22 protein-coding genes are annotated in these 21,783 nt (G+C 60.2%); 7 read left to right on the top strand and 15 right to left on the bottom strand.

Translation table 11 applies throughout. The features are described from left to right. Positions 1 to 202: 202 nt before the first annotated feature. The 7 genes from V6F91_RS09175 to V6F91_RS09145 all read right to left on the bottom strand — a co-directional run bounded on the left by V6F91_RS09175 (position 203) and on the right by V6F91_RS09145 (position 4,213). Positions 203 to 1,204 (bottom strand): glutathione S-transferase family protein, encoded by a 1,002-nt coding sequence (locus tag V6F91_RS09175; protein ID WP_332763578.1) that lies wholly within the window; start codon positions 1,202 to 1,204, stop codon positions 203 to 205. A gap of 91 nt (positions 1,205 to 1,295) precedes the next feature. Continuing rightward, a complete protein-coding gene (locus tag V6F91_RS09170) occupies positions 1,296 to 2,297 on the bottom strand; it encodes a glycosyl transferase family protein (RefSeq protein ID WP_332763576.1) in 1,002 nt (333 codons plus the stop codon). After that, positions 2,294 to 2,629 (bottom strand): TusE/DsrC/DsvC family sulfur relay protein, encoded by a 336-nt coding sequence (locus V6F91_RS09165; protein WP_332763574.1) that lies wholly within the window; start codon positions 2,627 to 2,629, stop codon positions 2,294 to 2,296. Before V6F91_RS09165 ends, V6F91_RS09170 begins: the two co-directional genes overlap by 4 nt. After that, complete coding sequence (gene tusB, locus V6F91_RS09160) at positions 2,626 to 2,919, bottom strand: sulfurtransferase complex subunit TusB (protein ID WP_332763572.1); 294 nt, start codon at positions 2,917 to 2,919, stop codon at positions 2,626 to 2,628. Before tusB ends, V6F91_RS09165 begins: the two co-directional genes overlap by 4 nt. Beyond that, positions 2,919 to 3,275 (bottom strand): sulfurtransferase complex subunit TusC, encoded by a 357-nt coding sequence (tusC, locus tag V6F91_RS09155; protein WP_332763570.1) that lies wholly within the window; start codon positions 3,273 to 3,275, stop codon positions 2,919 to 2,921. The genes tusB and tusC overlap by 1 nt, the downstream gene beginning before the upstream one ends. Position 3,276: 1 nt before the next feature. Next, entirely contained in the window at positions 3,277 to 3,669 is a 393-nt protein-coding gene (tusD, locus tag V6F91_RS09150; RefSeq protein WP_332763568.1) for a sulfurtransferase complex subunit TusD, read from the bottom strand. Between the two features lie 214 nt (positions 3,670 to 3,883). After that, complete coding sequence (locus V6F91_RS09145; protein WP_332763566.1) at positions 3,884 to 4,213, bottom strand: DUF6388 family protein; 330 nt, start codon at positions 4,211 to 4,213, stop codon at positions 3,884 to 3,886. Positions 4,214 to 4,347: 134 nt separating this feature from the next. On the opposite strand from V6F91_RS09145, the gene V6F91_RS09140 reads away from it, so the two are divergent. Then, the gene (locus V6F91_RS09140; protein ID WP_332763564.1) at positions 4,348 to 4,698 is read left to right on the top strand and encodes a hypothetical protein; all 351 of its coding nucleotides are present in this window, start codon (positions 4,348 to 4,350) and stop codon (positions 4,696 to 4,698) included. Between the two features lie 113 nt (positions 4,699 to 4,811). Here the strand turns inward: V6F91_RS09140 and V6F91_RS09135 are convergent, their stop codons facing one another. Beyond that, positions 4,812 to 5,237 (bottom strand): GNAT family N-acetyltransferase, encoded by a 426-nt coding sequence (locus tag V6F91_RS09135; RefSeq protein ID WP_332763562.1) that lies wholly within the window; start codon positions 5,235 to 5,237, stop codon positions 4,812 to 4,814. Positions 5,238 to 5,383: 146 nt separating this feature from the next. Here V6F91_RS09135 and V6F91_RS09130 point away from each other — a divergent pair, with 146 nt between their 5' ends. Continuing rightward, positions 5,384 to 5,824: a hemerythrin domain-containing protein gene (locus V6F91_RS09130; RefSeq protein ID WP_332763561.1), complete on the top strand. Its 441-nt coding sequence runs from the start codon at positions 5,384 to 5,386 to the stop codon at positions 5,822 to 5,824. A gap of 88 nt (positions 5,825 to 5,912) precedes the next feature. Here V6F91_RS09130 and V6F91_RS09125 read toward each other — a convergent pair whose 3' ends face one another. Together V6F91_RS09125 and V6F91_RS09120 are read right to left on the bottom strand one after the other, a co-directional pair. Beyond that, the gene (locus V6F91_RS09125; RefSeq protein WP_332763560.1) at positions 5,913 to 6,323 is read right to left on the bottom strand and encodes a hypothetical protein; all 411 of its coding nucleotides are present in this window, start codon (positions 6,321 to 6,323) and stop codon (positions 5,913 to 5,915) included. Positions 6,324 to 6,325: 2 nt separating this feature from the next. Continuing rightward, complete coding sequence (locus V6F91_RS09120) at positions 6,326 to 11,173, bottom strand: RHS repeat-associated core domain-containing protein (RefSeq protein ID WP_332763559.1); 4,848 nt, start codon at positions 11,171 to 11,173, stop codon at positions 6,326 to 6,328. Between the two features lie 195 nt (positions 11,174 to 11,368). Between V6F91_RS09120 and V6F91_RS09115 the strand changes: the two genes are divergently transcribed. Continuing rightward, on the top strand, positions 11,369 to 11,959 hold the full coding sequence (locus tag V6F91_RS09115) for an NUDIX domain-containing protein (RefSeq protein WP_332763557.1): 591 nt from the start codon (positions 11,369 to 11,371) through the stop codon (positions 11,957 to 11,959). A gap of 1 nt (position 11,960) precedes the next feature. On the opposite strand, the gene V6F91_RS09110 is transcribed toward V6F91_RS09115, so the two are convergent. Next, entirely contained in the window at positions 11,961 to 12,476 is a 516-nt protein-coding gene (locus V6F91_RS09110) for a methylated-DNA--[protein]-cysteine S-methyltransferase (protein WP_332763555.1), read from the bottom strand. Between the two features lie 149 nt (positions 12,477 to 12,625). Between V6F91_RS09110 and ggt the strand changes: the two genes are divergently transcribed. Beyond that, positions 12,626 to 14,353 (top strand): gamma-glutamyltransferase, encoded by a 1,728-nt coding sequence (gene ggt / locus V6F91_RS09105; protein ID WP_332763553.1) that lies wholly within the window; start codon positions 12,626 to 12,628, stop codon positions 14,351 to 14,353. 66 nt (positions 14,354 to 14,419) lie between these two features. Beyond that, complete coding sequence (locus V6F91_RS09100) at positions 14,420 to 14,956, top strand: cysteine hydrolase family protein (RefSeq protein WP_332763552.1); 537 nt, start codon at positions 14,420 to 14,422, stop codon at positions 14,954 to 14,956. A gap of 84 nt (positions 14,957 to 15,040) precedes the next feature. Here V6F91_RS09100 and V6F91_RS09095 read toward each other — a convergent pair whose 3' ends face one another. Beyond that, positions 15,041 to 15,343 carry a DUF7693 family protein gene (locus V6F91_RS09095; RefSeq protein WP_332763551.1) on the bottom strand — a complete coding sequence of 101 codons (303 nt, stop codon included), beginning with the start codon at positions 15,341 to 15,343 and terminating at the stop codon, positions 15,041 to 15,043. Between the two features lie 154 nt (positions 15,344 to 15,497). On the opposite strand from V6F91_RS09095, the gene V6F91_RS09090 reads away from it, so the two are divergent. Continuing rightward, positions 15,498 to 16,943, top strand: a complete 1,446-nt coding sequence (locus V6F91_RS09090) for a SulP family inorganic anion transporter (protein WP_332763550.1) — start codon at positions 15,498 to 15,500, stop codon at positions 16,941 to 16,943. Here V6F91_RS09090 and V6F91_RS09085 read toward each other — a convergent pair. Then, positions 16,911 to 19,142 carry a response regulator gene (locus V6F91_RS09085; RefSeq protein ID WP_332763549.1) on the bottom strand — a complete coding sequence of 744 codons (2,232 nt, stop codon included), beginning with the start codon at positions 19,140 to 19,142 and terminating at the stop codon, positions 16,911 to 16,913. The genes V6F91_RS09090 and V6F91_RS09085 overlap by 33 nt on opposite strands. 189 nt (positions 19,143 to 19,331) lie before the next feature. Further along, positions 19,332 to 19,850 (bottom strand): carboxymuconolactone decarboxylase family protein, encoded by a 519-nt coding sequence (locus V6F91_RS09080; RefSeq protein WP_332763547.1) that lies wholly within the window; start codon positions 19,848 to 19,850, stop codon positions 19,332 to 19,334. A gap of 206 nt (positions 19,851 to 20,056) precedes the next feature. Between V6F91_RS09080 and V6F91_RS09075 the strand changes: the two genes are divergently transcribed. Continuing rightward, positions 20,057 to 20,875 carry an AraC family transcriptional regulator gene (locus V6F91_RS09075; RefSeq protein ID WP_332763546.1) on the top strand — a complete coding sequence of 273 codons (819 nt, stop codon included), beginning with the start codon at positions 20,057 to 20,059 and terminating at the stop codon, positions 20,873 to 20,875. On the opposite strand, the gene V6F91_RS09070 is transcribed toward V6F91_RS09075, so the two are convergent. Next, entirely contained in the window at positions 20,876 to 21,769 is an 894-nt protein-coding gene (locus tag V6F91_RS09070) for a DMT family transporter (RefSeq protein WP_332763545.1), read from the bottom strand. Between the last annotated feature and the right edge of the window lie 14 nt (positions 21,770 to 21,783).

Genomic DNA, 21,783 nt, shown 5'->3' with positions numbered 1-21,783 from the left:
CTACCCAAGCACTGGTCGCACTAGCCCGCAAGCTTGCACGGGTGGTATTTGCTCTGTTGAAAAACCAGAGCGAATACTCACCCAAAGGCGTTTAGGGGCTAGGCATGAACCATAGAATCTCCCACATTGGATCTGTGTCGTTCACAAATCCCCTGTGGGAGCGAGCCTGCTCGCGAAGAGGCCCTCAAGAACACCGAATCATTCAGCCTCTACGCCAAACCCCTTTGCCCGCCAACCGTGCCCGATCATGGGCCACAGTAAAGTCCTGCTCCGGCCCCTTCGGCACTACGCCCGTCGGGTTGATAGTCTTGTGACTGCCGTAGTAGTGATGCTTGATGTGCTGAAAATCCACCGTCTCGGCAACACCCTCGATCTGATACATCTCTCGCAGCCAGTTCGACAGATTCGGATAATCGGCGATCCGCCGCAGGTTGCACTTGAAGTGGCCGTGGTACACCGCATCGAAGCGAATCATGGTAGTAAACAGGCGCACATCGGCTTCGGTCAGGAACTCGCCCGCTAGATAACGATTGGCGCCCAGCAGTTGTTCCAGATGATCAAGTTCGGCGAATACCTCATCGAATGCTTGCTCATAAGCCTGCTGCGACGTGGCGAAACCGGCGCGGTACACGCCGTTGTTCACTGCCGGATAGATACGCTCGTTCAGCGCATCGATTTCGCTGCGTAACGGCGCCGGGTAGAAGTCGAGGTCGTTGCCGGTCAGCGCGTCGAATGCGCTGTTGAACATGCGGATGATTTCCGCGGACTCGTTGCTGACGATGCGCTTGAGCTTCTTGTCCCACAGCACGGGGACCGTGACGCGCCCAGTGTAATCAGGCGTGTCGGCGGTATACCGTTGGTGCATGAAGTCGAAACCGTCGAGATGATCGCCAGTCGAGCCGAGCGCCTTGTCGAACGTCCAGCCGTTTTCCAGCATCAGCCAACTGACCACCGAGACGTCGATCAGACTTTCCAGGCCTTTGAGCTTGCGCAGAATGAGCGTGCGGTGCGCCCAAGGGCAGGCGAGCGAAACGTAGAGGTGATAGCGCCCGGCTTCGGCAGTGAAGCCGCCTTCACCGCTGGGACCGGGTTGGCCGTCGGCGGTGACCCAATGGCGGCGCTGCGCCTGTTCGCGCTGAAACGCGCCGTCCTTGCTGCTTTCGTACCACTTGTCCTGCCAGTGGCCATCGACGAGTAAACCCATGATCCAGACTCCGTAAACCAATATTCATTGGAGCCGAGTCTATTCCGATGAGTTCGAACAAAAAGCGCAAAGATCGGGCGTGAATGATCGGTTAAATCGATTTGTTCCGCGCGGACCAGTATTGCTCGGCCGTGGCGAAGGCTTGCTCACGGCTATCACCAAGGCCGCGCAAGGCCAGTGCCATCGTCGCAATCAAAGCCAATTGCGGATAGCTGTCGACCACGTCGCCACGCCATACCGCTTTCAGGTGCTCGATATCCAGCGTCGCCGGTTTGACATGGCGTTGCGCGGACAGCTGCGGCCATTCCTCGTCCCAGCTCTGCCCGCCCGTGGTGCCGTAGAGGTGGCTGGTGGCGTCCGGGTTGATCTCGATTTCGCCGCCATCGCCCTTGACTACGATTGCCGTATCGCCGAGCAAGCCACTGGCATCGCGATGCACTGCCTGGTAGCCGGGATGGAAAATGCTTTGCAGGCCGCATCGCGCGCCCAGCGGGTTGAGAATCCGTGCCAGCGAATGAATCGGCGAACGCAGGCCAAGCGTATTGCGCAGGTCGATCATCTTTTGCAACTGCGGCGCCCAGTCCATCAGCGGCATGAACGCCAGCCCGCCGTTATCCAGCGCGTCGCCAACCTGCTGCCAGGTGCGGCACAGCGGGATATTCAATTCGCCCAGCAATTGTTCGCTGTACAGCCGCCCGGCGGTGTGCGCGCCACCGCCATGCATGAAGATGCGCACGCCGTGCTGCGCCAGGCACCTGGCGGCCAGCAGATACCATGGCAAATGACGTTTTTTTCCGGCGTAGGTCGGCCAGTCGAGGTCAACGTTCAAGGCTGGCGCTTGCAAGCGTTCGCGCAGGGCTTCAGTAAAACCTGCCATTTCCTCGGCGCTTTCTTCCTTGTGCCGCAGCAGCATCAGAAAGGCGCCGAGCTGGGTGTCTTCGACCTTGTCATCGAGCACCATGCCCATGGCTTCGCGGGCCTCCTCGCGCGTCAGATCGCGAGCGCCACGCTTGCCTTTGCCGAGGATGCGCACGAATTGCGCAAACGGGTGCTCGGCGGGCGTTTCGAGGGTCAATGCTGGGAAGTCGGTCATAGGCAGTTCGTCGGTTTGGGCAGGCCCGCCAGTTTTGCGGCGAGTTTGGCAGGGGTGCCTTTGAACAGTCGGTTGAGGTGCAGGCTGTTGCCTTTTTCCGCACCGAGTTTCAACGCGGTGTACTTGATCAGCGGCCGAGTGGCCGGGGACAGCTGGAATTGGGCATAGAAGCTGCGCAGCAGTTCGAGGATTTCCCAGTGTTCGGCAGTCAACTCGATATCTTCTGCGGCAGCCAGGGCGCTGGCGACTTCGGCCGACCAGTCACTCAGGTCGACGAGAAATCCGTCCTTGTCCAGTTCGATGGCGCGGGCGCCGACGGTCAGCGCATTCATAACCAGCTGTTGACCTTATCGTGGTGAATCGACAGCTCGACGAAGGCCGGATAGTCGATGGCTTCTGCCCAGTCCGGAATCTCGATCGCCCGCGCCTGAACATCTTCAAGCAACACATACAAACGGATTTTTTTGTCGTGCAGGGCGAAAAACGGCGCGCTATCCGGTTGCAGGGCGTACACCGCATCACCGGACAGCAGCAACGCATCAGCACTGCCGAGCAAGCGCAGGCAACTGTTCAGGCGATCGTCGCCGAAAGGGGAGTGAGACAACACATGCAAAGTCGACATCAGAGGGTGATCACCTGGTCGTAGCGGTCAATAAGGGCGGTGATGTGTTCAGCAGACAGCGCCTGCGCCTCGTCCAGCGAGAGTTTTCCGAGTCCACGCGCGTTGGCGCTTTCTGCGCAATAAAACAGCTCCTCGACCCCGAACATCGGCAGCGCTTGCAGATTGGCGCTGAGGTCTTTCTGCTGCAGCGCTTTGGCATTCTGCCCGGCGGCCAGTTGCAGCACACCGTCATCGAGAAACAGCAAACCGATTGGCAGATCGAATGCGCCACCGGCCAGCACAATGTCCAGCGCTTCGCGGGCGCCGGGGCCAGACCAGGGCGATTGACGGCTGATGATCAGCAGTGATTTGGCCATTTTACGCGCCTCCGAAGCAGATCAGGCGATCGGCATCCTGCACCGCATCATGCAACTGACCGAGGCCGGACAATTCCCACGGCGCGCTGACGGATACCGCATCACGCTGGTAGCGCTTGGCTTCCTCAGCGTTCAACGCACCACGGCGCAGCGCGGCGGCGATGCACACCACGCCGTCGAGTTTCTGCTCGTCGATGAACGTGCGCCATTGCTTGGGCAGGTCCAGTTCGTCCTGCGGCGTGACCAGCGCGTCGGAGGCGTTATAGACGCCGTCCTGATAGAAAAACAGCCGGACAATCTCATGCCCGCCGGCCAACGCCGCCTGGGCAAACAGCAGGGCGCGGCGCGAGGAGGGCGCATGGGCGGCGGAAAACAGCGCAATGGCGAACTTCATGACGGACTCGATCAGCAAAACTGCGGCCATGATAAAGCTTTATGCAGGCTGCCGCGAAACCCCAATTGCACTTGGGTTGGAATTGATGAACGTCGTCAATTCCTGTGGGAGCGAGCTTGCTCGCGAAAGCGTCGGCCCAGCCTCCATCAGTTCGACTGACACACCGCCTTCGCAAGCAAGCTCATTCCCACGAGAAAATCGCGGGGAGTGGAACTCAGGGCTTGATGCCATACAAATCGCAATATTCCAGCCAGTCCATCCCGGCCATTTCCGCGACTTCACGGTGCACTTCCAGACGCTGCGCCTGATACTCCTCAGGCGTATCAGCCGTCAGTTGCAACGTCAGTTCCCAGGCAAACAACCCCTGACTTTCCGCCTCGGCTTCGAACGCTTCGTGCAGCCGCTCTTCGCGATATTGCGCCTGGGTTTCACCCTTGGCCTGCGCCAGCAACGGGTTGAGGTGGTCGAGGGTTTCGCGCAGTTCGGGACGTGCGTCGAGAAACAATTTCAGAGCATGCTCATGTCGCTGATCGGTAGGCGCCATGGGTTTTCCTTGTGAGGCTGATGACGTTAGGGTGCCGCAGCGGCTTGCACCTGTCGCGTTATAAATGCAGTAAAGCAGAACGATTTCGGCGATTGCGGTGATACAGTCCGCTTTTTTGCCAATGAGCGAATGCGATGCGAATTCTGATGGTAGCGCTGGCGGCCACGATGCTTGCCGGTTGCGCGGGTTCGGTAATGAACGACGCGCGGACCAAAACCCCTTATAAGGTTCTGACCTCGGACAAGGCCGAAAAAGTCGTCGCACAGTGCGTGCAGTTCGGCTGGCAAGATGAGGCGGTATTTGGTGTGGACGCGGCGGCCTACATGGAACCGCGCAATTCTGGCGGCACGACGGTGTATACGCGTTCGGCTGAGTCCTTTGTCGACGTGATCACTGACGCTTCGGGCACGACGCTGAATTACTACGCACAGCAAGACGATTTTGTTGCCAAGCGCCGGTTGGCGGCGTTGGCGACCTGCCTCTAGGCCAGTTTAGCGGCGCGGCTTGTGCCGCCGTCGCGAGCAGGCTCCCACCCTGGATTCGTGATCGACACAAAATCACTGTAGTAGCGAGCTTGCTCGCGAAAGCGCCGCTGCGTTCACACTGCAAAGCGCTTCTGGAAGAAATGCCGCTTGTGTCCCGGCGGATAGTCGACGATCTCGCCGAACTGGCTATACCCGAGCTTCTTGTAGAACCCGGGCGCCTGAAAGTCGAACGTGTCGAGCCAGGCGCCGATGCAGCCTTTCTCCCGCGCAAGGTCTTCGGCCATGCGCATCAACTTTGATCCTATGCCTTGACCGCGACCCGCTTCAGGCACTGAGAGCAGATCGACGAACAGCCATTGGCAGGCCAGCCGTCCATACAGCCCGCCGAGAATCTGGCCGTCATCGTCACGTACCAGCAGGGTCAGGGGCTCTGCCACCGCAATTCCAGCCTTTGCCACGTTGTAGGCATGCAGCGGGGCCAAAATGGCTTGTCGTTCGTCTTCTGTAGGATTTTCTGACAACTCAATGCGCAGATTCATACGGGACTTCCTTGTTTTAGGAACTCGCAGCCTATCCTGCCCGGCGCTCATTTTCCAAGCGCTGGCCTACGCTTTGGAACCGCTTCGCTTGCGCCGGGGTCTAGCCTTTACCGCGTCATTTCCGAACGCCGCCAACAAGGACCCCCATGAATATTTTTGAAGCCTTGCGTGAAAGCCACGAGCGCCAGCGCAGCTACGCCAAAGCCCTGATCGAAACCAGCGGCGACAGTCCGGAGCGGGTCGAGGCCTACAAACAGCTGAAAGCAGAACTGCAAGCCCACGAAACTGCTGAAGAGCGCCATTTCTATATTCCGTTGATGGCAATGGACGAAGGCGTCGACCTGAGCCGTCATGCCATCGCCGAGCACCATGAAATGGACGAGATGATGGAAGAACTCGACGAGACCGAGATGTCCAGCCCGGCCTGGCTGGCGACGGCGAAGAAGCTGTCGGACAAGGTTCACCATCATCTCAAGGAAGAAGAGCATAAGTTCTTTCAGATGGCCGGGAAATTGCTTGATGAGAAGCAGAAAGAGCAGTTGGCTGGGGAGTATGAGAAGGAGTTTCAGGCGCAGTTGTCTGAATAGCCAGTGGCCGCGGTCCAAGGCTCGCTAGTGGCTGATAGACAAGCCCGGTAGCGCTGCCGGGTTCATGTTTACGAAAATGGTTACTGCCTCAGATAGGTAACTGATCGCCAGCGCGGATCGATTCAATCCATTGTCGATAGTGTTGTTTTTGGGCTTCTATATCGTTAGTTAGATCGCGCTCTTCGTAATCGAAAATGCGCACCACGTCCTCCTCCTCGGTCGGCTGCCCGGCCTTGACTTCGTAAGCAACCAGGCCGGCTGACATCTGCGAAGTCATGCGGGAAGGGTGGACGTTGATTTTCGCGCCTTTGCATAAGAACGTGATGTCGGGAAAATCTGCTCGGATCAAGCCGAAGCATTCGTAGAGGTCTTCGGCGGTGTGTGTTTTTGATAGCCCATCCTTTGTATAGAAGGTCAACGTTTTTGTCTTTCTATCCACCTCTAAAATTGCACTTTCTTTTACATCATTTTGGATTATTTGAATTTCGACTTTTTTCATTTCTATCTCCTAAAGGGATTAGGAATAGAGTATCCAATGTACTCTCCATCCGCTGTTACCGGCGTAGCGCCAACGATGTCCCTGTTATTAATGCCGCCGGGAAAAGCTATCTCTACCTCGCGGCGGTGTGGCGACATTGCTCCCAATGCTTCATTGACGTTAATGCCGCGTATATTTTTCAGGACATAAATGTATCCGTCCTCAAAACCATGACCGGTTGCGAATTTCACGGCTTCTTTTTCCAGTACTGAGGTGCTGACAAACCAGCTAGGCGGGCTTTTGTTATCCAGCGCATGCAGATATAGATCAGTACTTTCGCCCCATGGCTCGAATCCAGCTTCAAAAATTTCCCAAGGCTCTCGATCATCGCCACGATAGAGGTAGTAGTTTTTTTTCTGAGGCGCAGGAAGCTCAGCATCCCCCTCATCTACCTTAACCCCATCACTCGCCCCCGGCACCTCACAACCCGGCTTCTTCGGTGGCGGGCAATTGGAGCTCAACCCCAACGGATCCACCCACCCCGTCGGATTCGGCACGTACTGGTACTGATTCAACCCACCGGCCAACTTGATCGGATCCGGCGTCAGATAGCGTCCCAGCCTCGGGTCGTAATACCGGTGCCGGTTGTAATGCAATCCGCTTTCGGCATCGAAGTACTGCCCCTGGAAGCGCAGCGGCTGGTTCAGGTAATCCTCGCCGGCGAGCGTCAGTGAGGCGGTTTTGCCGTAGGCGTCGTATTGCGCGGACCAGACGATGTCGCCGCCGTAGTCGGTGAGTTCCTGCGGGGTGCCGAGGTGGTCGAGTTGGTAGTAAAACGGGCAGGCTTTTTTCGGGCCTTTGCCGTCGAGCAGCGCGAGCGGGCGGAAGGTGCCGGGTTCGTAGACGTAGCTGCGGTATTCGTTTTGGCTGCTTTCGGCGACGACTTGGTCGCCTTGCCAGAAGAACTCGGTGGTCTGGCCGTCGACGGTTTTGCGGATGCGCCGGCCGAAGGCGTCGTATTGGTAAGTGGCGGTCTGGCCGTCGGGGCGGGTCAGGCCGATCAGGCGGTGCTGGCTGTCGTAGCGGTATTCGGTGACGAGTGTTTGTGCTTTGCCGCGGCGTTCGCGGATCAGGTTGCCGAAGGCGTCGTAGTCGTAATGGCGGTCGCCTTGCATCAGCAGGCGGTTGCCTTTGACCTGGCTCGGGCCGGGGCGGTCCTGCATCAGCAGGTTGCCGGCCGGGTCGTGGGCGAAGGACTCCGGCAGTTCGTCACGCGAATGGCGGACGCGAATCAGTCGGTCGAGGGCGTCGTAGCCGTAGGTGCGCTGGCCGTGGCGGCTGTCGGCGATGTGCGCGAGGTTGCCGTTGGCGCTGTAGGCATAATCGCGGCGGTAGACCGAATCGCGCTGATGGCCTACGGCGTGGGCCAGTAATCTTCCCTGTTCGTCGTAGGCATATTCGCTGAGCAGCAGGCCTTGCTGGCGCTGCACTTCGCGGCCGAACTGGTAGACGTGGCGGGTCAGTGGCGTGCCGTTGAGGTCGATTGCGCTCAGCGCGCCGCCCTTGGCGTAGTGGTAGTCGAGCTTGCTGTTGTCCGGCAGGCGCAGGCGCTTGAGTTGACCGCAGGCGTCGTAGGCGTAGCGCAGGGTGCCCCAGCCCTGATGTTCGGTGATCAGCCGATCCTGGCGATCGTATTCGAAGGCCAGCGGGTGGTTGTTACCGTCATCGACGGCGATCAAACGGCCGAGGCGGTCGTAGGAATATTCGACCTTCACACCATCGGGAAGGGTCTTTATCAGTAGGCGGCCCGCCGCATCGCGCTTATAGGCGGTGACTAGCTGCGAGCCGTCATCACCAAACTCGGTCTTCTCCAGCAGATGCCCATTGAGGTCATAGACATACGCCGTGCGCCGCCCGTCGAAGCCGGTTTCCTGTCGGATCAATCCGCTCGGCGTGTAGTCCAGCCGGTATTTTTCTCCCGACTCGTTTTCGATCTCGGTGAGCAGCAGCTGCGCATGGTCATAGCGGTACTGCACCTGCGTGCCGTCGGGGTTGATCCGCCGCGAGACCAGGTGCAGGTCATCGTCATACTCGTAACGGGTGATGCGCCCGAGTTCATCGCGTTCGGCGGTGACCTGACCGTAGGCGCCGTAGCTGTAGGCTCGGCTGCTGCCGGTAGGAAAAGTTGTCTGGATCAGTCGGCCAACGGCGTCCCATTGCTGGCGGGTGATGGCGCCGTGTTCGTCGGCCGTGGTGGTCCTTCGCCCCAACGCGTCGTAGGAAAAGCGTCGCACACCGCCATCGGGCAGGGTTTCTTCGGTCAACTGGCCGAGCGGATTCCACACCAGCTTATGGCGGCTGCTGTCCGGGTAGCGGATCGACAGCAGTTGCCCGCGCACGTTGTAGTAGTAATGAGTGACCTGACCGTCAGGATCGACCGCTTCGGTGACATCACCCTCGGCGTTGCGCCGGTAGATCCACACCGCATCGCCACGGGTGCGCCGGTAGAGAAAACCGTTGCGGTACTCGTAGGACGTTGGCGCGTCGTCCGGCGGAATCAGCGCGATCAGCCGTCCGACCTCGTCGTAGCGGTATTCGGTGACGGCGCCGAGCGGGTCCTGTTCGGCGATCAAGCGGCCTTCAGCGTCATAGGCCTTGAGGTGTTCGCCGCCATCCGCCTCGACCTTGCGCACCAGCCGCGCGCGCTCGTCGTGGACGTAGGTTTCTTCGGTGCCGTCGACGTACTGCACCGCGACGCTGCCGTCGTCGGCCCAGACGTAACGGGTGTCCATCTGCGAGAACGAGGCCCAATGCCGGACACAGCGCGCCGCTTTCCCTGCGCGTTCCCACTTCCAGAAGAAACTCGCCCCACCAGCCAGTTGCCGCTGCAGGATGACGTGAGCGTCGTCGTAGTCGTAACGCTCGCTGTCGCCGACCGCGTTGGTGGCTTCGATCAGATTTTGATAGGCGTCGTAGCGGTAACTGACCAGCGTCTGTTCGGTGTGCCAGGCACCCTCACGAAACACCTGATAATCCACGCCAATTAGCTGCGCGCGGTCATAACGCAACAGCAGCGAACGACCGGCGCCGTTATCCAGCCGCTGCACCCGATCAGCCCGATCGCGATGCACCGAAAGCCGATTGCCATAGGCATCACTGACCGCCACCAACCGCCCGGCACGAAAGTGATAAAACCGCGCCGCTTCCCCGGCCAGCGCCAGAATCAGCTCTTCCGGTTCATCCCCCAGAAAAATCGCCGCCCGCGACAGACTGTTGTGAATCGCCGGCCGGGTCGCACTGGGCAACGGAAACCGCGTACGCCGGTTTTCGTGGTCGACCCAGACCACTTCATCAGCGGAAAACTCCAGCCGATGCGCCAACGAATGGCTCCAGCCAAACCCCAATCCAACATCGATTTCAGCCGCACTGCTGCGATACAAACGGCTGAACTCGAACGGCAGCACACCATCGAGCACCGCATCGGTCAGCGTCAGCAGCTCCTCACCGGTAACCATCGACACCGGGCAACCATTGGTGCAGGTCAGCGGCACGCAATCGGCGCTGTCGCCGTTGGGGTTTTTCGCCTGGTCGGGGGAGTCGTCGCGAGGTTCGTGGCGCTCCATCCGCGTCGAGCCGCCAGATTTAGCCCGCGCCAGCGGCGCCGGATTCGGCACCGTCAGCACCACCGAATCGGCCTGACGAATGTTCAGCGGGATGGAAGGCGCCGGTTTCAACGCCACGTCACGCGCATGCAACACCAGCGGTTTCAACACGCTCGCATGCTTGTTCAGTTCCGGCGTCGTCGACGTCAACTCCGCCAGGCGCAGTGCCGAGGCCGCCAGCCATTGCCGCGCTCGTGGCGACTTGATCTTGTCCAGCACCTTGCTGCTCAAACGCAGCGACACACCGGCACCGCCGGCCACGCGCATCAACAAAAAACTGACCAGCAACTCGACCCGCACCTCGGCCACCACTTCGGCGAGGTACTGCGGCGGCAACATCTTCAGCCAACTGGTAAACGCGGCCAGATGAATGAACAGCAGCGGCTCGTCGCTGAGCATCAACAGCGCGTTGGCGATGGCCTCGCTGGAAGCCGCGAGCAACGCCTCCAGTTCGATGTCGCTGAGGTATTCGAGGAGTTTTTCGCTGTTGAGCTGCAGGTCGGCGAGGAGGGCGAAGACCTGTTTGACGTCGTCCCAAACGCCGTTCAGCGCATTCTCGAAACCGCGCCAGTCGGCCCGTTGCAACTGCCCATAACGCTCAAGAAAACCCGCGCTGGAAAACTCCGCCCACTGCGGCTGAAACCCGGCCCACTCACCGCGCAACCAGCCTTCCAGTTCCGCGATAAGCCCTTCATAAGAGGCGTACAGCGCCTGCACCTGCGCAGTGGAAACATCGGGAAAGAAGGTGATGCGATAACGCTGGCCCTGTTGGCAGTCGGTCACTTGCAGAATGCCGCTGGGGCCGATGGTGTGGTGCAGCGGTTCGCCGAACGTCGGGACGCCATCGACTTCGCCGAGCAGCGGTTCAAGCATCACCGGTGTATTGCCGATCGGCACAAAACGCGCGGCTTCGAACAGGTGTACCAACGTCAGCGGCCCGCTGGCCGGGCACATGACCACCGATGAACTGAGCGGCTGGCGCGAGGTGATCGGCGCACTGAGGCGCACGTCGTTGCCGATGCTAAACACCTGCTCGATGTCCAGCGCGGTGCCGGTCCAGAACTGCTCGGCCCAGGCGTCGTAGTTGTTCAGGCACAGGCGGAATTCGCCGAGCAGGGCTTCGAAATCCGGTTGCTCGGGATTCAGCGCGGCCACCACCAGCAAACCGATGCTGTTGTTCAGGTCCAGGAGCCGATCAGGTTCAAACATTCGCAGTCGCTCGCGCACATCAAAAAGGTGCGGGGACTTTGCGGGGGATCAAACGAGAAAGAAGTCGGGGAAGTAGGCAGTGTCTGTAGGACGGTTCGACATGCTTTGTAGGGCGATATATGGTTGGGTTTTTTCGTTCAAATAACCGGGCATTTGCAGGCCCGGAGGCCATCAATGACTAAAGGATCAGGCGTCATGTCCAACACAGCCGAGCGGGTCAATATCGTCGACACTCAGGTGTTGTCCCACGATTGGTATTTGTTGAAGAAGATCACCTTTGACTATCACCGCAACAATGGTGAATGGCAGCGTCAGACCCGTGAGGTCTACGATCGCGGTAACGGCGCGGCGATTCTGCTGTTCAACCGCGATAAACGCACGGTGGTGCTGACCCGGCAGTTCCGCTTGCCGGTGTTCGTCAACGGGCATGACGGTTTGCTGATCGAAGTGGCGGCCGGGCTGCTGGAAGGCGCGGCTCCGGAACAGCGAATCCGCGATGAAGCCGAGGAGGAAACCGGTTATCGCGTGCACGATGTGAAGAAGGTGTTCGAGGCTTACATGAGCCCGGGTTCGGTGACGGAAAAGCTGCATTTTTTCATCGCCGAATACGACGCCACCTCAAAGGTCAGCGACGGCGGCGGGCTGGAGGAGGAGACTGAGGAGCTGGAAGTGCTGGAATGGGCGTTTGACGAGGCGCTGGCGGCGTTTCAGCGCGGTGAGATCTGCGATGCCAAGACCATCATGCTGTTGCAGTACGCAGCGATGAACAATCTGTTTGGCGGGTGAATCAGAACAGCTCGCCGGTTTGGCCAATCGGCGACCATTGGCCACCCTCAAGGGTCAGCAGCCGCTCTTTTGCTTCAAGCCCGCCGGCGAAACCGGTCAGCTTCCCCGACGCGCCGATCACCCGATGACATGGCGCGACGATGGAAATCGGATTGCGCCCGTTCGCCGCGCCCACGGCCCGTACGGCAGTGGGGTTGCCGATCTGCTCGGCAATCTGGCTGTAGGTGCGGGTTTCGCCGAATGGAATGGTCAGTAGCGCAGCCCAGACTTGTTTCTGAAAAGGCGTGCCAGCGAAATCCAGTTCCAGGTCGAAGCGAACGCGAGTCCCGGAAAAATATTCGTCAAGTTGCCGCGCAGCGTTTTGCAGGAGCGGATTGTCCGGCGCTTCGCTCATCGGCCCGAGGCGTACCCGGTTCGGTTTGTCGTTTTCCCAGAGGATGGCCGCCAGTCGCGAACCGTTCGCGACCAGCTTCAGCTCGCCGACCGGCGAGGGCAGGGTGATGAATGTGTAAGGCATCAGTGCAACCCCGGCGGAAAGTGTGAACAGCGTCCAGCATACCGGCGCAACAGAGAGGCGCAATACGTAAAGCCGACCATACTGCTGATTGCGCTTGAAACGCTGTACATGGTTTTGCGCCGTCCCCTAAAACAAAAAGAGAACGACTCATGAAGTACGAACCTTTGGCCAGGTCGCTGATTGCGACGTCCCTGGCACTCAGCTGTCTCATGGCTCACGCCGCGTCGGTGGCACCGGTCGCTGCGGAAAACGGCATGGTGGTCACCGCACAACATCTGGCCACGCATGTCGGCGTCGATGTGTTGAAGAGCGGCGGCAATGCCGTCGATGCGGCGGTCGCGGTGGGCTATGCGCTGGCGGTGGTGTATCCCGCGGCAGGCAACCTCGGTGGCGGCGGTTTCATGACCATTCAATTGGCGGACGGACGCAAGACCTTTCTTGATTTCCGCGAGAAAGCGCCGCTGGCGGCAACGGCGAACATGTACCTCGACAAGGACGGCAACGTCATTCCTGAACTGAGTACCCGCGGTCATCTGGCGGTTGGCGTGCCGGGGACTGTGTCCGGCATGGAGCTGGCACTGAGCAAGTACGGAACCCAATCGCGCAAGGACATGATCGCACCGGCGATCAAACTGGCCGAAGACGGATTTGCGCTGGAGCAGGGCGATGTCGAGCTGCTGGAGTACGCCACGGACGTGTTCAAAAAGGACATGCGTGACTCCGGATCGATTTTCCTGCATAACGGCGAACCGATGCAGGTCGGGCAAAAACTGGTGCAGAAGGACCTTGGCAAAACCCTGCGCAGCATTTCCGAAAAAGGCGCCGACGGCTTCTACAAAGGCTGGGTCGCGCATGCGATCGTGACCTCCAGTCAGGCTAACAAAGGCATCATCACTCAGGCCGACCTCGACAAGTACAAGACCCGCGAGCTGGCGCCAGTGGAATGCGATTACCGCGGTTACCACGTGGTTTCGGCGCCACCGCCCAGTTCCGGTGGCGTGGTGATCTGTCAGATCATGAACATCCTCGAAGGCTATCCGATGAAGGATCTGGGCTTCCATTCCGCCCAGGGCATGCATTATCAGATCGAAGCGATGCGCCACGCTTATGTTGATCGCAACAGCTATCTCGGCGATCCGGATTTCGTCAAAAACCCGATCGAACATCTGCTGGACAAGAATTACGCGACTAAACTGCGTGACGCGATCCAGCCGCAGAAGGCTGGCGTATCGGCTGAACTGAAACCCGGCGTCGCGCCACATGAGGGCAGCAACACCACGCATTACTCGATCGTCGACAAGTGGGGCAATGCGGTGTCGGTCACCTACACCCTCAACGACTGGTTCGGCGCGGGCGTGATGGCGAGCAAGACCGGGGTGATCCTCAACGATGAAATGGACGACTTCACCTCCAAGGTCGGCGTGCCGAACATGTACGGCCTGGTGCAGGGCGAAGCCAATGCCATTGCGCCGGGCAAGGCGCCGTTGTCATCGATGAGCCCGACCATCGTCACCAAGGACGGCAAAGTGGTAATGGTGGTCGGCACGCCGGGCGGCAGCCGGATCATTACGGCGACCTTGCTGACCATGCTTAACGTCATCGACTACGGCATGGGCTTACAGGAAGCCGTCGACGCACCGCGTTTCCATCAGCAGTGGATGCCCGAGGAAACCAACCTCGAGGACTTCGCCGCCAGCCCCGATACGAAAAAGTTACTCGAGAGCTGGGGCCACAAATTCGCCGGCCCGCAGGACCCTAACCATATCGCTGCGATTCTGGTCGGCGCGCCGGCGCTGGGCGGCAAACCGGTGGGCAAGAACCGCTTTTACGGTGCCAACGATCCACGGCGCAATACCGGCTTGTCATTGGGCTATTGAGCGGAGTAAAAAAGGGGCGGGCTCAGGTCCGCCCCATTCTCAAGGACTGATCAAGGAAGGCTCGACATGACCACCGCGTTACTGATCATCGATGTCCAGCAGGCTCTGTGTGCTGGTGAATATCAGTGTTTCGAAATCGACCGCGTGATCTCTACGATCAATGATCTGAGCCGCCGCGCGCGAGAGGCCGGGGTTCCGGTGGTGCTGGTTCAACATGAAGAAAAGGACGGCGCGTTCGCTCACAATACTGACGGTTGGCAACTCGCCAAAGATCTGCAGACTTCGACGAAAGATCTGCGCGTTGGCAAAACCACCGGGGACTCTTTTTACCAGACTGATCTCGGCAAGCTGTTGCCCAGCGAAGATTTCGAACGCTTGGTGATCTGCGGCCTGCAGACCGATTACTGCGTCAACGCCACCGTGCGCCGCGCCCATGAACTGGGCTATGACGTGGTCGTCGCGCAAGACGCGCATTCAACTGTCGACAACGGCACGATGAGCGCCGAAGACATCATTACCGAACACAACAAGGACTTCGCCGCCCTCACCAGCTCCGTGGCGCGGACCGACGTCAAGCCCGCGGCGACCATCCAGTTCAAATAACACACCACACCTGTGGGAGCGAGCTTGCTCGCGAAGGCGTCCGCCCAGCCAAACCATCACCGACTGACACACCGCTGCCGCCGATTAACGATCCGCCAGCAACAACCACTCAACCTGCGCCAGTTCCCAGGTACTGAGCAGACTCACCGGATCCGTGCCATAACGCTGCCACGACTCGAGCGCGCCCTCATGGCCTTCGGGACTGCAGGCGTATTCACAGTGATGCAATCGTTGACCGGCAAAATCCAGCAGCAGGCGCCAGCCTTCGATATCGACCGTGACCAGGCCGGTCGCATCGGGTCCTGCGCAGACCTCGAAAGTCAGGACGTTCAGCGCCGCTTCACGCAGACGCTGGCACACCTCGCGGGCGGTTAATGATGCAGGCATGTCGAGCTCGATGAAAAAAGGGCGTGTCAGCATAAGGCCGGGCTCGACACCTGTCAGCGATCACTGGCCCGACGCGGAACAATTCCGTAACATCCGCACCCCTCTTTTTCCGAACACCTGCGGTCGCCGCGGCGGCCGCTCAGTCAGGTAAGCCATGAAACCGATTCGTCTGCGCGCCGATGTCCTGGCCGGACTCACCACCTCGTTTGCCCTGTTGCCCGAATGCATTGCGTTCGCGCTGGTGGCGCACCTCAATCCGCTGATGGGCCTGTATGGCGCGTTTATCATTTGCACGCTGACGGCACTGTTCGGCGGGCGGCCGGGCATGGTTTCCGGCGCAGCGGGGTCGATGGCTGTGGTGATCGTTGCGCTGGTGGTGCAGCACGGCGTGCAGTATCTGCTGGCGACGGTGTTGGTCGGTGGCCTGATCATGATGGCGTTCGGGCTGCTACGCCTGGGCAAACTGGTGCGCATGGTGCCGCACCCGGTGATGCTCGGGTTCGTCAACGGGCTGGCGATCATCATTGCCCTGGCGCAACTGGAGCATTTCAAGAGCGGTGAAGACTGGCTCAGCGGCACGCCGTTGTACCTGATGACCGGCCTCGTGCTGCTGACCATGGCCATTGTCTACATCCTGCCGCGCCTGACCCGCGCCGTGCCGCCGGCACTGGTTGCGATCCTCGGCGTCGGTCTGCTGGTCTACCTGTTTGGCCTGCCGACCCGCACCCTCGGCGACATGGCGCACATTGCTGGCGGCTTGCCGACCTTCGCGCTGCCGGATATTCCGTGGAATCTCGAAACCCTGCGCATCATCGCGCCTTACGCAATCCTGATGGCGCTGGTCGGTCTGCTGGAAACCCTGCTGACCCTCAACCTCACTGACGAAATCACCGAAACCCGCGGCTACCCGGATCGCGAGTGCGTGGCGCTTGGCGCGGCGAACATGGTCTCGGGCGCATTCGGCGGCATGGGCGGTTGCGCGATGATCGGCCAGACGGTGATCAACCTCAGTTCCGGCGGGCGCGGGCGGTTGTCCGGGGTGGTCGCCGGTGTGCTGATTCTGTTGTTCATTCTGTTCCTGTCGCCGCTGATCGAGCGGATTCCGCTGGCGGCGCTGGTCGGCGTGATGTTCGTGGTGTCGCAGCAGACCTTCGCCTGGGCGTCGTTGCGGGTGGTGAACAAAGTGCCGCTCAACGATGTGCTGGTGATCATCGCCGTGACCACCATCACCGTGTTCACCGATCTGGCGACGGCCGTGCTCTGCGGCATCGTTATTGCTGCGCTCAACTTCGCCTGGCAGCAGGCGCGCGAACTGTACGCCGACGAGCATCTGGAAGCCGACGGCAGCAAGCTCTATCGCTTGCACGGCACGTTGTTCTTCGCCTCGACCACGCCGTTTCTCAACCAGTTTGACCCGGCCAATGACCCGCTCCGGGTGACGCTGGATTGCCGCCATCTGAGCTTCGTCGATTATTCAGCGATCGCCGCGCTGAAAACCCTGCGCGAACGCTACGCCAAGGCCGGCAAGCATTTGCAGGTGTTTCACCTGTCGGAGCGCTGCAAGAAGTTACTCAAGCGTGCCGGCGTCGATCACGACTGAACCTTCACAGTTCGTGTCCTTGAGCCAGGTCTTGCCGAGAATGCGCGAGACCTGATCGGCGGAGTAGGGCTTGGCGATGAACTCGAACCCCTCGTAACCGCTGCGCGCCAGTTCTTCGCTGTAGCCGGACGTCAGAATCACCGGCAGATCCGGGCGACGCCGGCGCAGCTCCTTGGCGAGTGCGACGCCGGTGATGCCCGGCATCACCACGTCGGAAAACACCGCATCGAAGCCCATGGCGTCGGCACCGGCCAGTTGCAGCGCTTCCTCGGCGTTGGTCGCCCAGACCGTCTCGTAGCCCAGGTCCTGCAGAATCTGATTGGCAAAGCGGCCCACCTCAAGATTGTCCTCGACCACCAACACCCGGCGCTTTTCGTGCAGCGGCTCTGCGTCGTCATCGTCCGCCGCATCGTTGCATTCCACTTCGCTGGCAGGTACTTGAGGCAGGTACAGGGTGAACTCCGAACCTTCACCGAGCACGCTGGACACGTCGACGTTGCCGCCCGATTGCTTGGCAAAGCCGAACACTTGCGACAAGCCCAGCCCGGTGCCTTTGCCGACATCTTTGGTGGTGAAGAACGGTTCAAAGATATGTTCAAGAGTCTTCGCATCAATGCCGGGGCCACTGTCCGCCAGAGCAATCGACACAAACTGCCCGCCGGAACTGGCGTGGCCGCGAATCGCTGGCAGTGCCTTGTTGCATTCCAGGCGCAGCTTCAGCAGCCCCTGACCGTTCATGGCATCGCGGGCGTTGAGTGCAATGTTGATCAGCGCCGTCTCGAACTGACTCAGGTCGACGCGGATATAGCAGGGATGATCGGGCCGTTCGACGCAGACATGAATCTGAGCACCGGTCACCGATTCGAGCATTTCGCCGATGTTTTCCAGACGCTCGCCGGCATCCACCACCTGCGGATTGAGCGGCTGGCGACGGGCAAAGGCGAGCAACTGGCTGGTCAGCTTGGAAGCGCGCTCAACTGTATCCGACACCGCGCGCATATAACGCTGCCGGCGCTCTTCGGAAAGGTTGGGCTGGCGCAGAAAATCCACCGAAGAACGAATGATCGTCAGCAGGTTATTGAAGTCATGCGCGACGCCGCCGGTGAGCTGGCCGATGGCTTCGAGCTTTTGCGATTGGCGCAACGCCGATTCCGCATGGGACAGGCGCAGGCTGCGCTCCTCGACCCGCTGTTCAAGCGTGGCGTTCAGTTCGGCGAGCGCGTTCAGGCCTTCGCGCACGCTGGCATCGGCGCGAACTCGCTCGATGTGCGCCCAGCAGCGTTCGGTGACTTCACTTAACAGCGCCTGTTCGAAGTCCGACCAGACCCGCGGCGCCTTGTCGTGAACGGCCATCAGGGCAGTCAAGCGACCTTGCTTGATCAGCGGCATGCAGATGGTCGCCGTGATGCCGATGGCCTGAAACGTCGCCGATTCTTCTGGCGGCAGTTCGCTGCGGTTGTCATGAATGACCAGCGGCTTGCCGGCACGCAGCAAGGTCACGGCTTTTTTGCCGAAATCGCGCAACTGATAATGGCCGACAATGCTCGGCGAGCCCGGTGCCGCGTAGTCGCCGCGAATGGTGAAGCCGTCTTCGTCGGCATCCATGTCAGCGTAGGCACAATTGGACAGTTGCAACTGCTCGACCATCAGCCGTGTGCTCGTCGCCAGAATGTCCTGGGCGTCAGTGGCGTTTGTCACGGCCTTGCCGATCGCATCGAGAACCACCAGGCGCTGGTTGAGGTGGACGGTCTGAGTGGTTTCGGTGACGGTGTCGATCATCCCGACGACGTTGCCTAGAGAATCGCGAATCGGGCTGTAACAGAAGGTGAAATAGGCCTGTTCGGGGCCGCGGCCACGCTCGATCATCAGCGCGAAGTTTTCGATATAGGTGGCGCGTCCGGCGTAGGCCGCATCGGCAATGGGGCTGATCTCGCTCCAGGCTTCTTTCCAGATATCGCTGAAGGGGCGGCCCAATGCGTCGGGTTTGTCGCCGAGAATCGGCACAAACGCGTCGTTGTACAGGGTGATCAGTTCCGCTCCCCAAATGATCGCTTGGGGGAAGTGCGAGGCGAGACAGAGCGAGATCGTGGTCTTGAGCACATCGGGCCAGTGCTCCAACGGACCGAGCGGGCTGTTCGCCCAATCGTGACGTCGAATCTGCTCGGCCATTGCGCCGTTGTCCTGCAACCAGTCTTTCATGGGGATCTTGTCTATCCTGACGTCAGCATGTGAAGAAGACCCTCGTGCCGGTGTTTGGTTTCAGAGTGCCGGCGTGGTGTTGGCCAGCTGTGGATCCGGACCTGTGCGCATCATGCCACGATGCAGCGGACGAAACGATTTGTGGCGAGGGTATCGCTCCCTCGCCACGGCGTTGTTGCTGACTTTTTATCACGCGTCGATAGCAGGAAAATCGATGTCGGTCAGCGCGGTGTTGTTCAGGTAGTTGGTCAACGTCTGCACCGCTACCAATGCGATCACTTCAATGATTTTCACGTCGTCGATACCAGCGGCGCGGGCGGCAGCGATCTGTTCATTGTTCAAGTGCCCACGGGTTTCGACCAGTCGACGGGCGAGGGCGGCGTAGGCGTTGAGTTCACCGTGACGGGCGGCGACGATGTCCTCGGCCGACAGTCCGGCCTTGCCGGCGAACAGGGTGTGCGCTGCCAGGCAGTAGTCGCAACCGTTGACCTGCGAAGTGGCGAGGTACACCGCTTCTTTTTGCTGGGCGCTCAGTGAGGTCTTGCCGAGGATCGCCGAGGCCTGCACATAAGTGTCGAGGGCGACCGGCGCCTTGGCCAATGTGGAGAACAGATTCGGCAGAAAGCCGATTTTCTTTTTCACGCCTTCCAGCACAGGGCGGGTGGCGTCGGTGGCGGTGGCGAGGCTGATAGCGTTGATGCGGCTCATGGTGATTCTCCGAAGTACCGGTGCGAAGTGCGCCGGGGATGGAGGCCATGTTATTGAGAGAGACTGGTGCTTTGGCGGCAAATCGTCGAGGATATGCTGCAGATCGTCCAGATCAGCGCTTGGAAGATTCATCGACTGGGCGGCCGCCTTCGCGAGCAGAACCAGCATTGCAACACTCCAAGCAGCCAACAAAACCGGAGTCGCCCATGGATCGCCTGTCAACCTTGCTCAGCCATTTCGGCGTAAATGCCGGCACCTTTCACAGCGGCGCGTTTTGTGGCGTCAGCTTGCATGAGGACGAACCGGTCGGCCATGTTCATTTATTGCAGGCGGGCGAGTTGCGGTTGCAGCCGGGTCGTGATCGCGAGATGCGGCTGACCGAGCCGTCGCTGATCTTTTTCCCGCGGCCCTTTACTCATCGCATGTTCGCCGACGAAGCCATGGACACCCGGCTGGTCTGCGCATCGCTGACCTTCGACGGCGGCTCGGGCAATGCCCTGGCGGCGGCGCTGCCGGATTATCTGGTGCTGAAGCTGACCGACATTCCCGAACTGGGCAGCACTCTCGAATGGTTGTTCAAGGAAGCCTTCGAAGGCCATTGCGGGCGCGTGGCGGTGATGGATCGGCTGTTCGAATTGCTGGTGATTCTGCTGTTACGGCACTTGATCAACAGCCGTGAGCAACAACCCGGAATGATCGCCGGGCTCGCCGACCCGCGCTTGTCGCGTGCTCTGAACCTGATGCATGAGCAACCGCAAAAACCCTGGAGCGTGGCCGAGCTGGCGTCGGTCGCCAACCTGTCCCGTGCCGGTTTTGCCGAGCAGTTTCGTCGGGTGGTCGGACAGACGCCGGCCGATTATCTGTTGAGCTGGCGCGTCAGTCTGGCGCAGAAGCGCCTGCGCGAAGGGCGGCCGATTGCGCTGATTGCCGAGGAGGTCGGTTACGAAAGTCCTTCAGCGCTGGCTCGTGCGTTTCGACGCAAGACCGGTCTCAGCCCGCGTGAATGGAAGGCCGCTCTCGAATGATCACCGGGCAAACTTCTTCGCCCCGGCTACACACAGAATCACTCCCAACGTCACCGCCAGCATGCCGAGGCTGACCTGTTCGTGCAGCAGGGTCGCCGCCAGCGCCAGGCCGAAAAACGGTTGCAGCAATTGCAACTGGCCGACCGCGGCGATCCCGCCCTGAGCCAGGCCGCGATACCAGAACACAAAACCGATCAGCATGCTGAACAACGACACATAACCCAGGCTCAGCCACGCAGGCAGACTGATCGTGGCGAACGAGGCGGGCGCCAGCCACGCACTGGCTATCGTCATCAGCGGCAACGACAGCACCAGTGCCCAGCAAATCACCTGCCAGCCACCCAGACTGCGTGACAGCTTCGCGCCTTCGGCGTAACCGAGGCCGCAGGCGAGAATCGCCGCGAGCATCAACAGGTCGCCCGTGGGCGAGGCGGTCAAACCTTGCGACAGGGCGAAACCGACCACCAGCGCACTGCCGAGAATCGAAAACAGCCAGAACACCGGGCGTGGCCGCTCACCGCCGCGCAGTACGCCAAAGATCGCCGTGGCCAGTGGCAGCAATCCGACAAACACAATCGAATGCGCCGACGTGACGTGTTGTAGCGCCAATGCCGTCAGCAGCGGAAAACCCAGCACCACTCCAAGCGCGACAATCAGCAACGACAGCCATTGACTGCGCGCCGGCCGTGGTTGGCGGAACAACCCCAGCAGAACCACGGCCAGCACCCCGGCGATAGCGGCGCGCAGCACCGTCAGAAACACCGGATCGAATTCCAGCACCGCCAGGCGTGTGGCCGGCAGCGAGCCGCTAAAGATAAGCACGCCAATGAAACCATTGATCCAGCCGCTGGTTTTTTCCACTGCCGGGGCGGGCAGGTGCGAAGTCTGTTCCATACGAAGTCACGCTC

This window comes from Pseudomonas koreensis, from assembly GCF_036668835.1.
In the GTDB taxonomy this organism is placed as follows: Bacteria; Pseudomonadota; Gammaproteobacteria; order Pseudomonadales; family Pseudomonadaceae; genus Aquipseudomonas; species Aquipseudomonas koreensis_I.
This window is presented reverse-complemented; position numbering and strand designations above follow the sequence as displayed.

Excerpts from the sequence above, each read along its gene's own strand:
- ggt (WP_332763553.1), top strand. The coding sequence starts at position 12,626 with ATGAAGTACGAACCTTTGGCCAGGTCGCTGATTGCGACGTCCCTGGCA.
- V6F91_RS09130 (WP_332763561.1), top strand. The coding sequence starts at position 5,384 with ATGAATATTTTTGAAGCCTTGCGTGAAAGCCACGAGCGCCAGCGCAGC.
- tusB (WP_332763572.1), bottom strand. The coding sequence starts at position 2,919 with ATGTCGACTTTGCATGTGTTGTCTCACTCCCCTTTCGGCGACGATCGC.
- V6F91_RS09100 (WP_332763552.1), top strand. The coding sequence starts at position 14,420 with ATGACCACCGCGTTACTGATCATCGATGTCCAGCAGGCTCTGTGTGCT.
- V6F91_RS09120 (WP_332763559.1), bottom strand. The coding sequence starts at position 11,173 with ATGTTTGAACCTGATCGGCTCCTGGACCTGAACAACAGCATCGGTTTG.
- V6F91_RS09095 (WP_332763551.1), bottom strand. The coding sequence starts at position 15,343 with ATGCCTGCATCATTAACCGCCCGCGAGGTGTGCCAGCGTCTGCGTGAA.
- V6F91_RS09165 (WP_332763574.1), bottom strand. The coding sequence starts at position 2,629 with ATGAATGCGCTGACCGTCGGCGCCCGCGCCATCGAACTGGACAAGGAC.
- V6F91_RS09135 (WP_332763562.1), bottom strand. The coding sequence starts at position 5,237 with ATGAATCTGCGCATTGAGTTGTCAGAAAATCCTACAGAAGACGAACGA.
- V6F91_RS09070 (WP_332763545.1), bottom strand. The coding sequence starts at position 21,769 with ATGGAACAGACTTCGCACCTGCCCGCCCCGGCAGTGGAAAAAACCAGC.
- V6F91_RS09115 (WP_332763557.1), top strand. The coding sequence starts at position 11,369 with ATGTCCAACACAGCCGAGCGGGTCAATATCGTCGACACTCAGGTGTTG.
- V6F91_RS09170 (WP_332763576.1), bottom strand. The coding sequence starts at position 2,297 with ATGACCGACTTCCCAGCATTGACCCTCGAAACGCCCGCCGAGCACCCG.
- V6F91_RS09090 (WP_332763550.1), top strand. The coding sequence starts at position 15,498 with ATGAAACCGATTCGTCTGCGCGCCGATGTCCTGGCCGGACTCACCACC.
- tusC (WP_332763570.1), bottom strand. The coding sequence starts at position 3,275 with ATGGCCAAATCACTGCTGATCATCAGCCGTCAATCGCCCTGGTCTGGC.
- V6F91_RS09140 (WP_332763564.1), top strand. The coding sequence starts at position 4,348 with ATGCGAATTCTGATGGTAGCGCTGGCGGCCACGATGCTTGCCGGTTGC.
- V6F91_RS09110 (WP_332763555.1), bottom strand. The coding sequence starts at position 12,476 with ATGCCTTACACATTCATCACCCTGCCCTCGCCGGTCGGCGAGCTGAAG.
- V6F91_RS09175 (WP_332763578.1), bottom strand. The coding sequence starts at position 1,204 with ATGGGTTTACTCGTCGATGGCCACTGGCAGGACAAGTGGTACGAAAGC.
- V6F91_RS09075 (WP_332763546.1), top strand. The coding sequence starts at position 20,057 with ATGGATCGCCTGTCAACCTTGCTCAGCCATTTCGGCGTAAATGCCGGC.
- V6F91_RS09125 (WP_332763560.1), bottom strand. The coding sequence starts at position 6,323 with ATGAAAAAAGTCGAAATTCAAATAATCCAAAATGATGTAAAAGAAAGT.
- V6F91_RS09085 (WP_332763549.1), bottom strand. The coding sequence starts at position 19,142 with ATGAAAGACTGGTTGCAGGACAACGGCGCAATGGCCGAGCAGATTCGA.
- V6F91_RS09145 (WP_332763566.1), bottom strand. The coding sequence starts at position 4,213 with ATGGCGCCTACCGATCAGCGACATGAGCATGCTCTGAAATTGTTTCTC.
- tusD (WP_332763568.1), bottom strand. The coding sequence starts at position 3,669 with ATGAAGTTCGCCATTGCGCTGTTTTCCGCCGCCCATGCGCCCTCCTCG.
- V6F91_RS09080 (WP_332763547.1), bottom strand. The coding sequence starts at position 19,850 with ATGAGCCGCATCAACGCTATCAGCCTCGCCACCGCCACCGACGCCACC.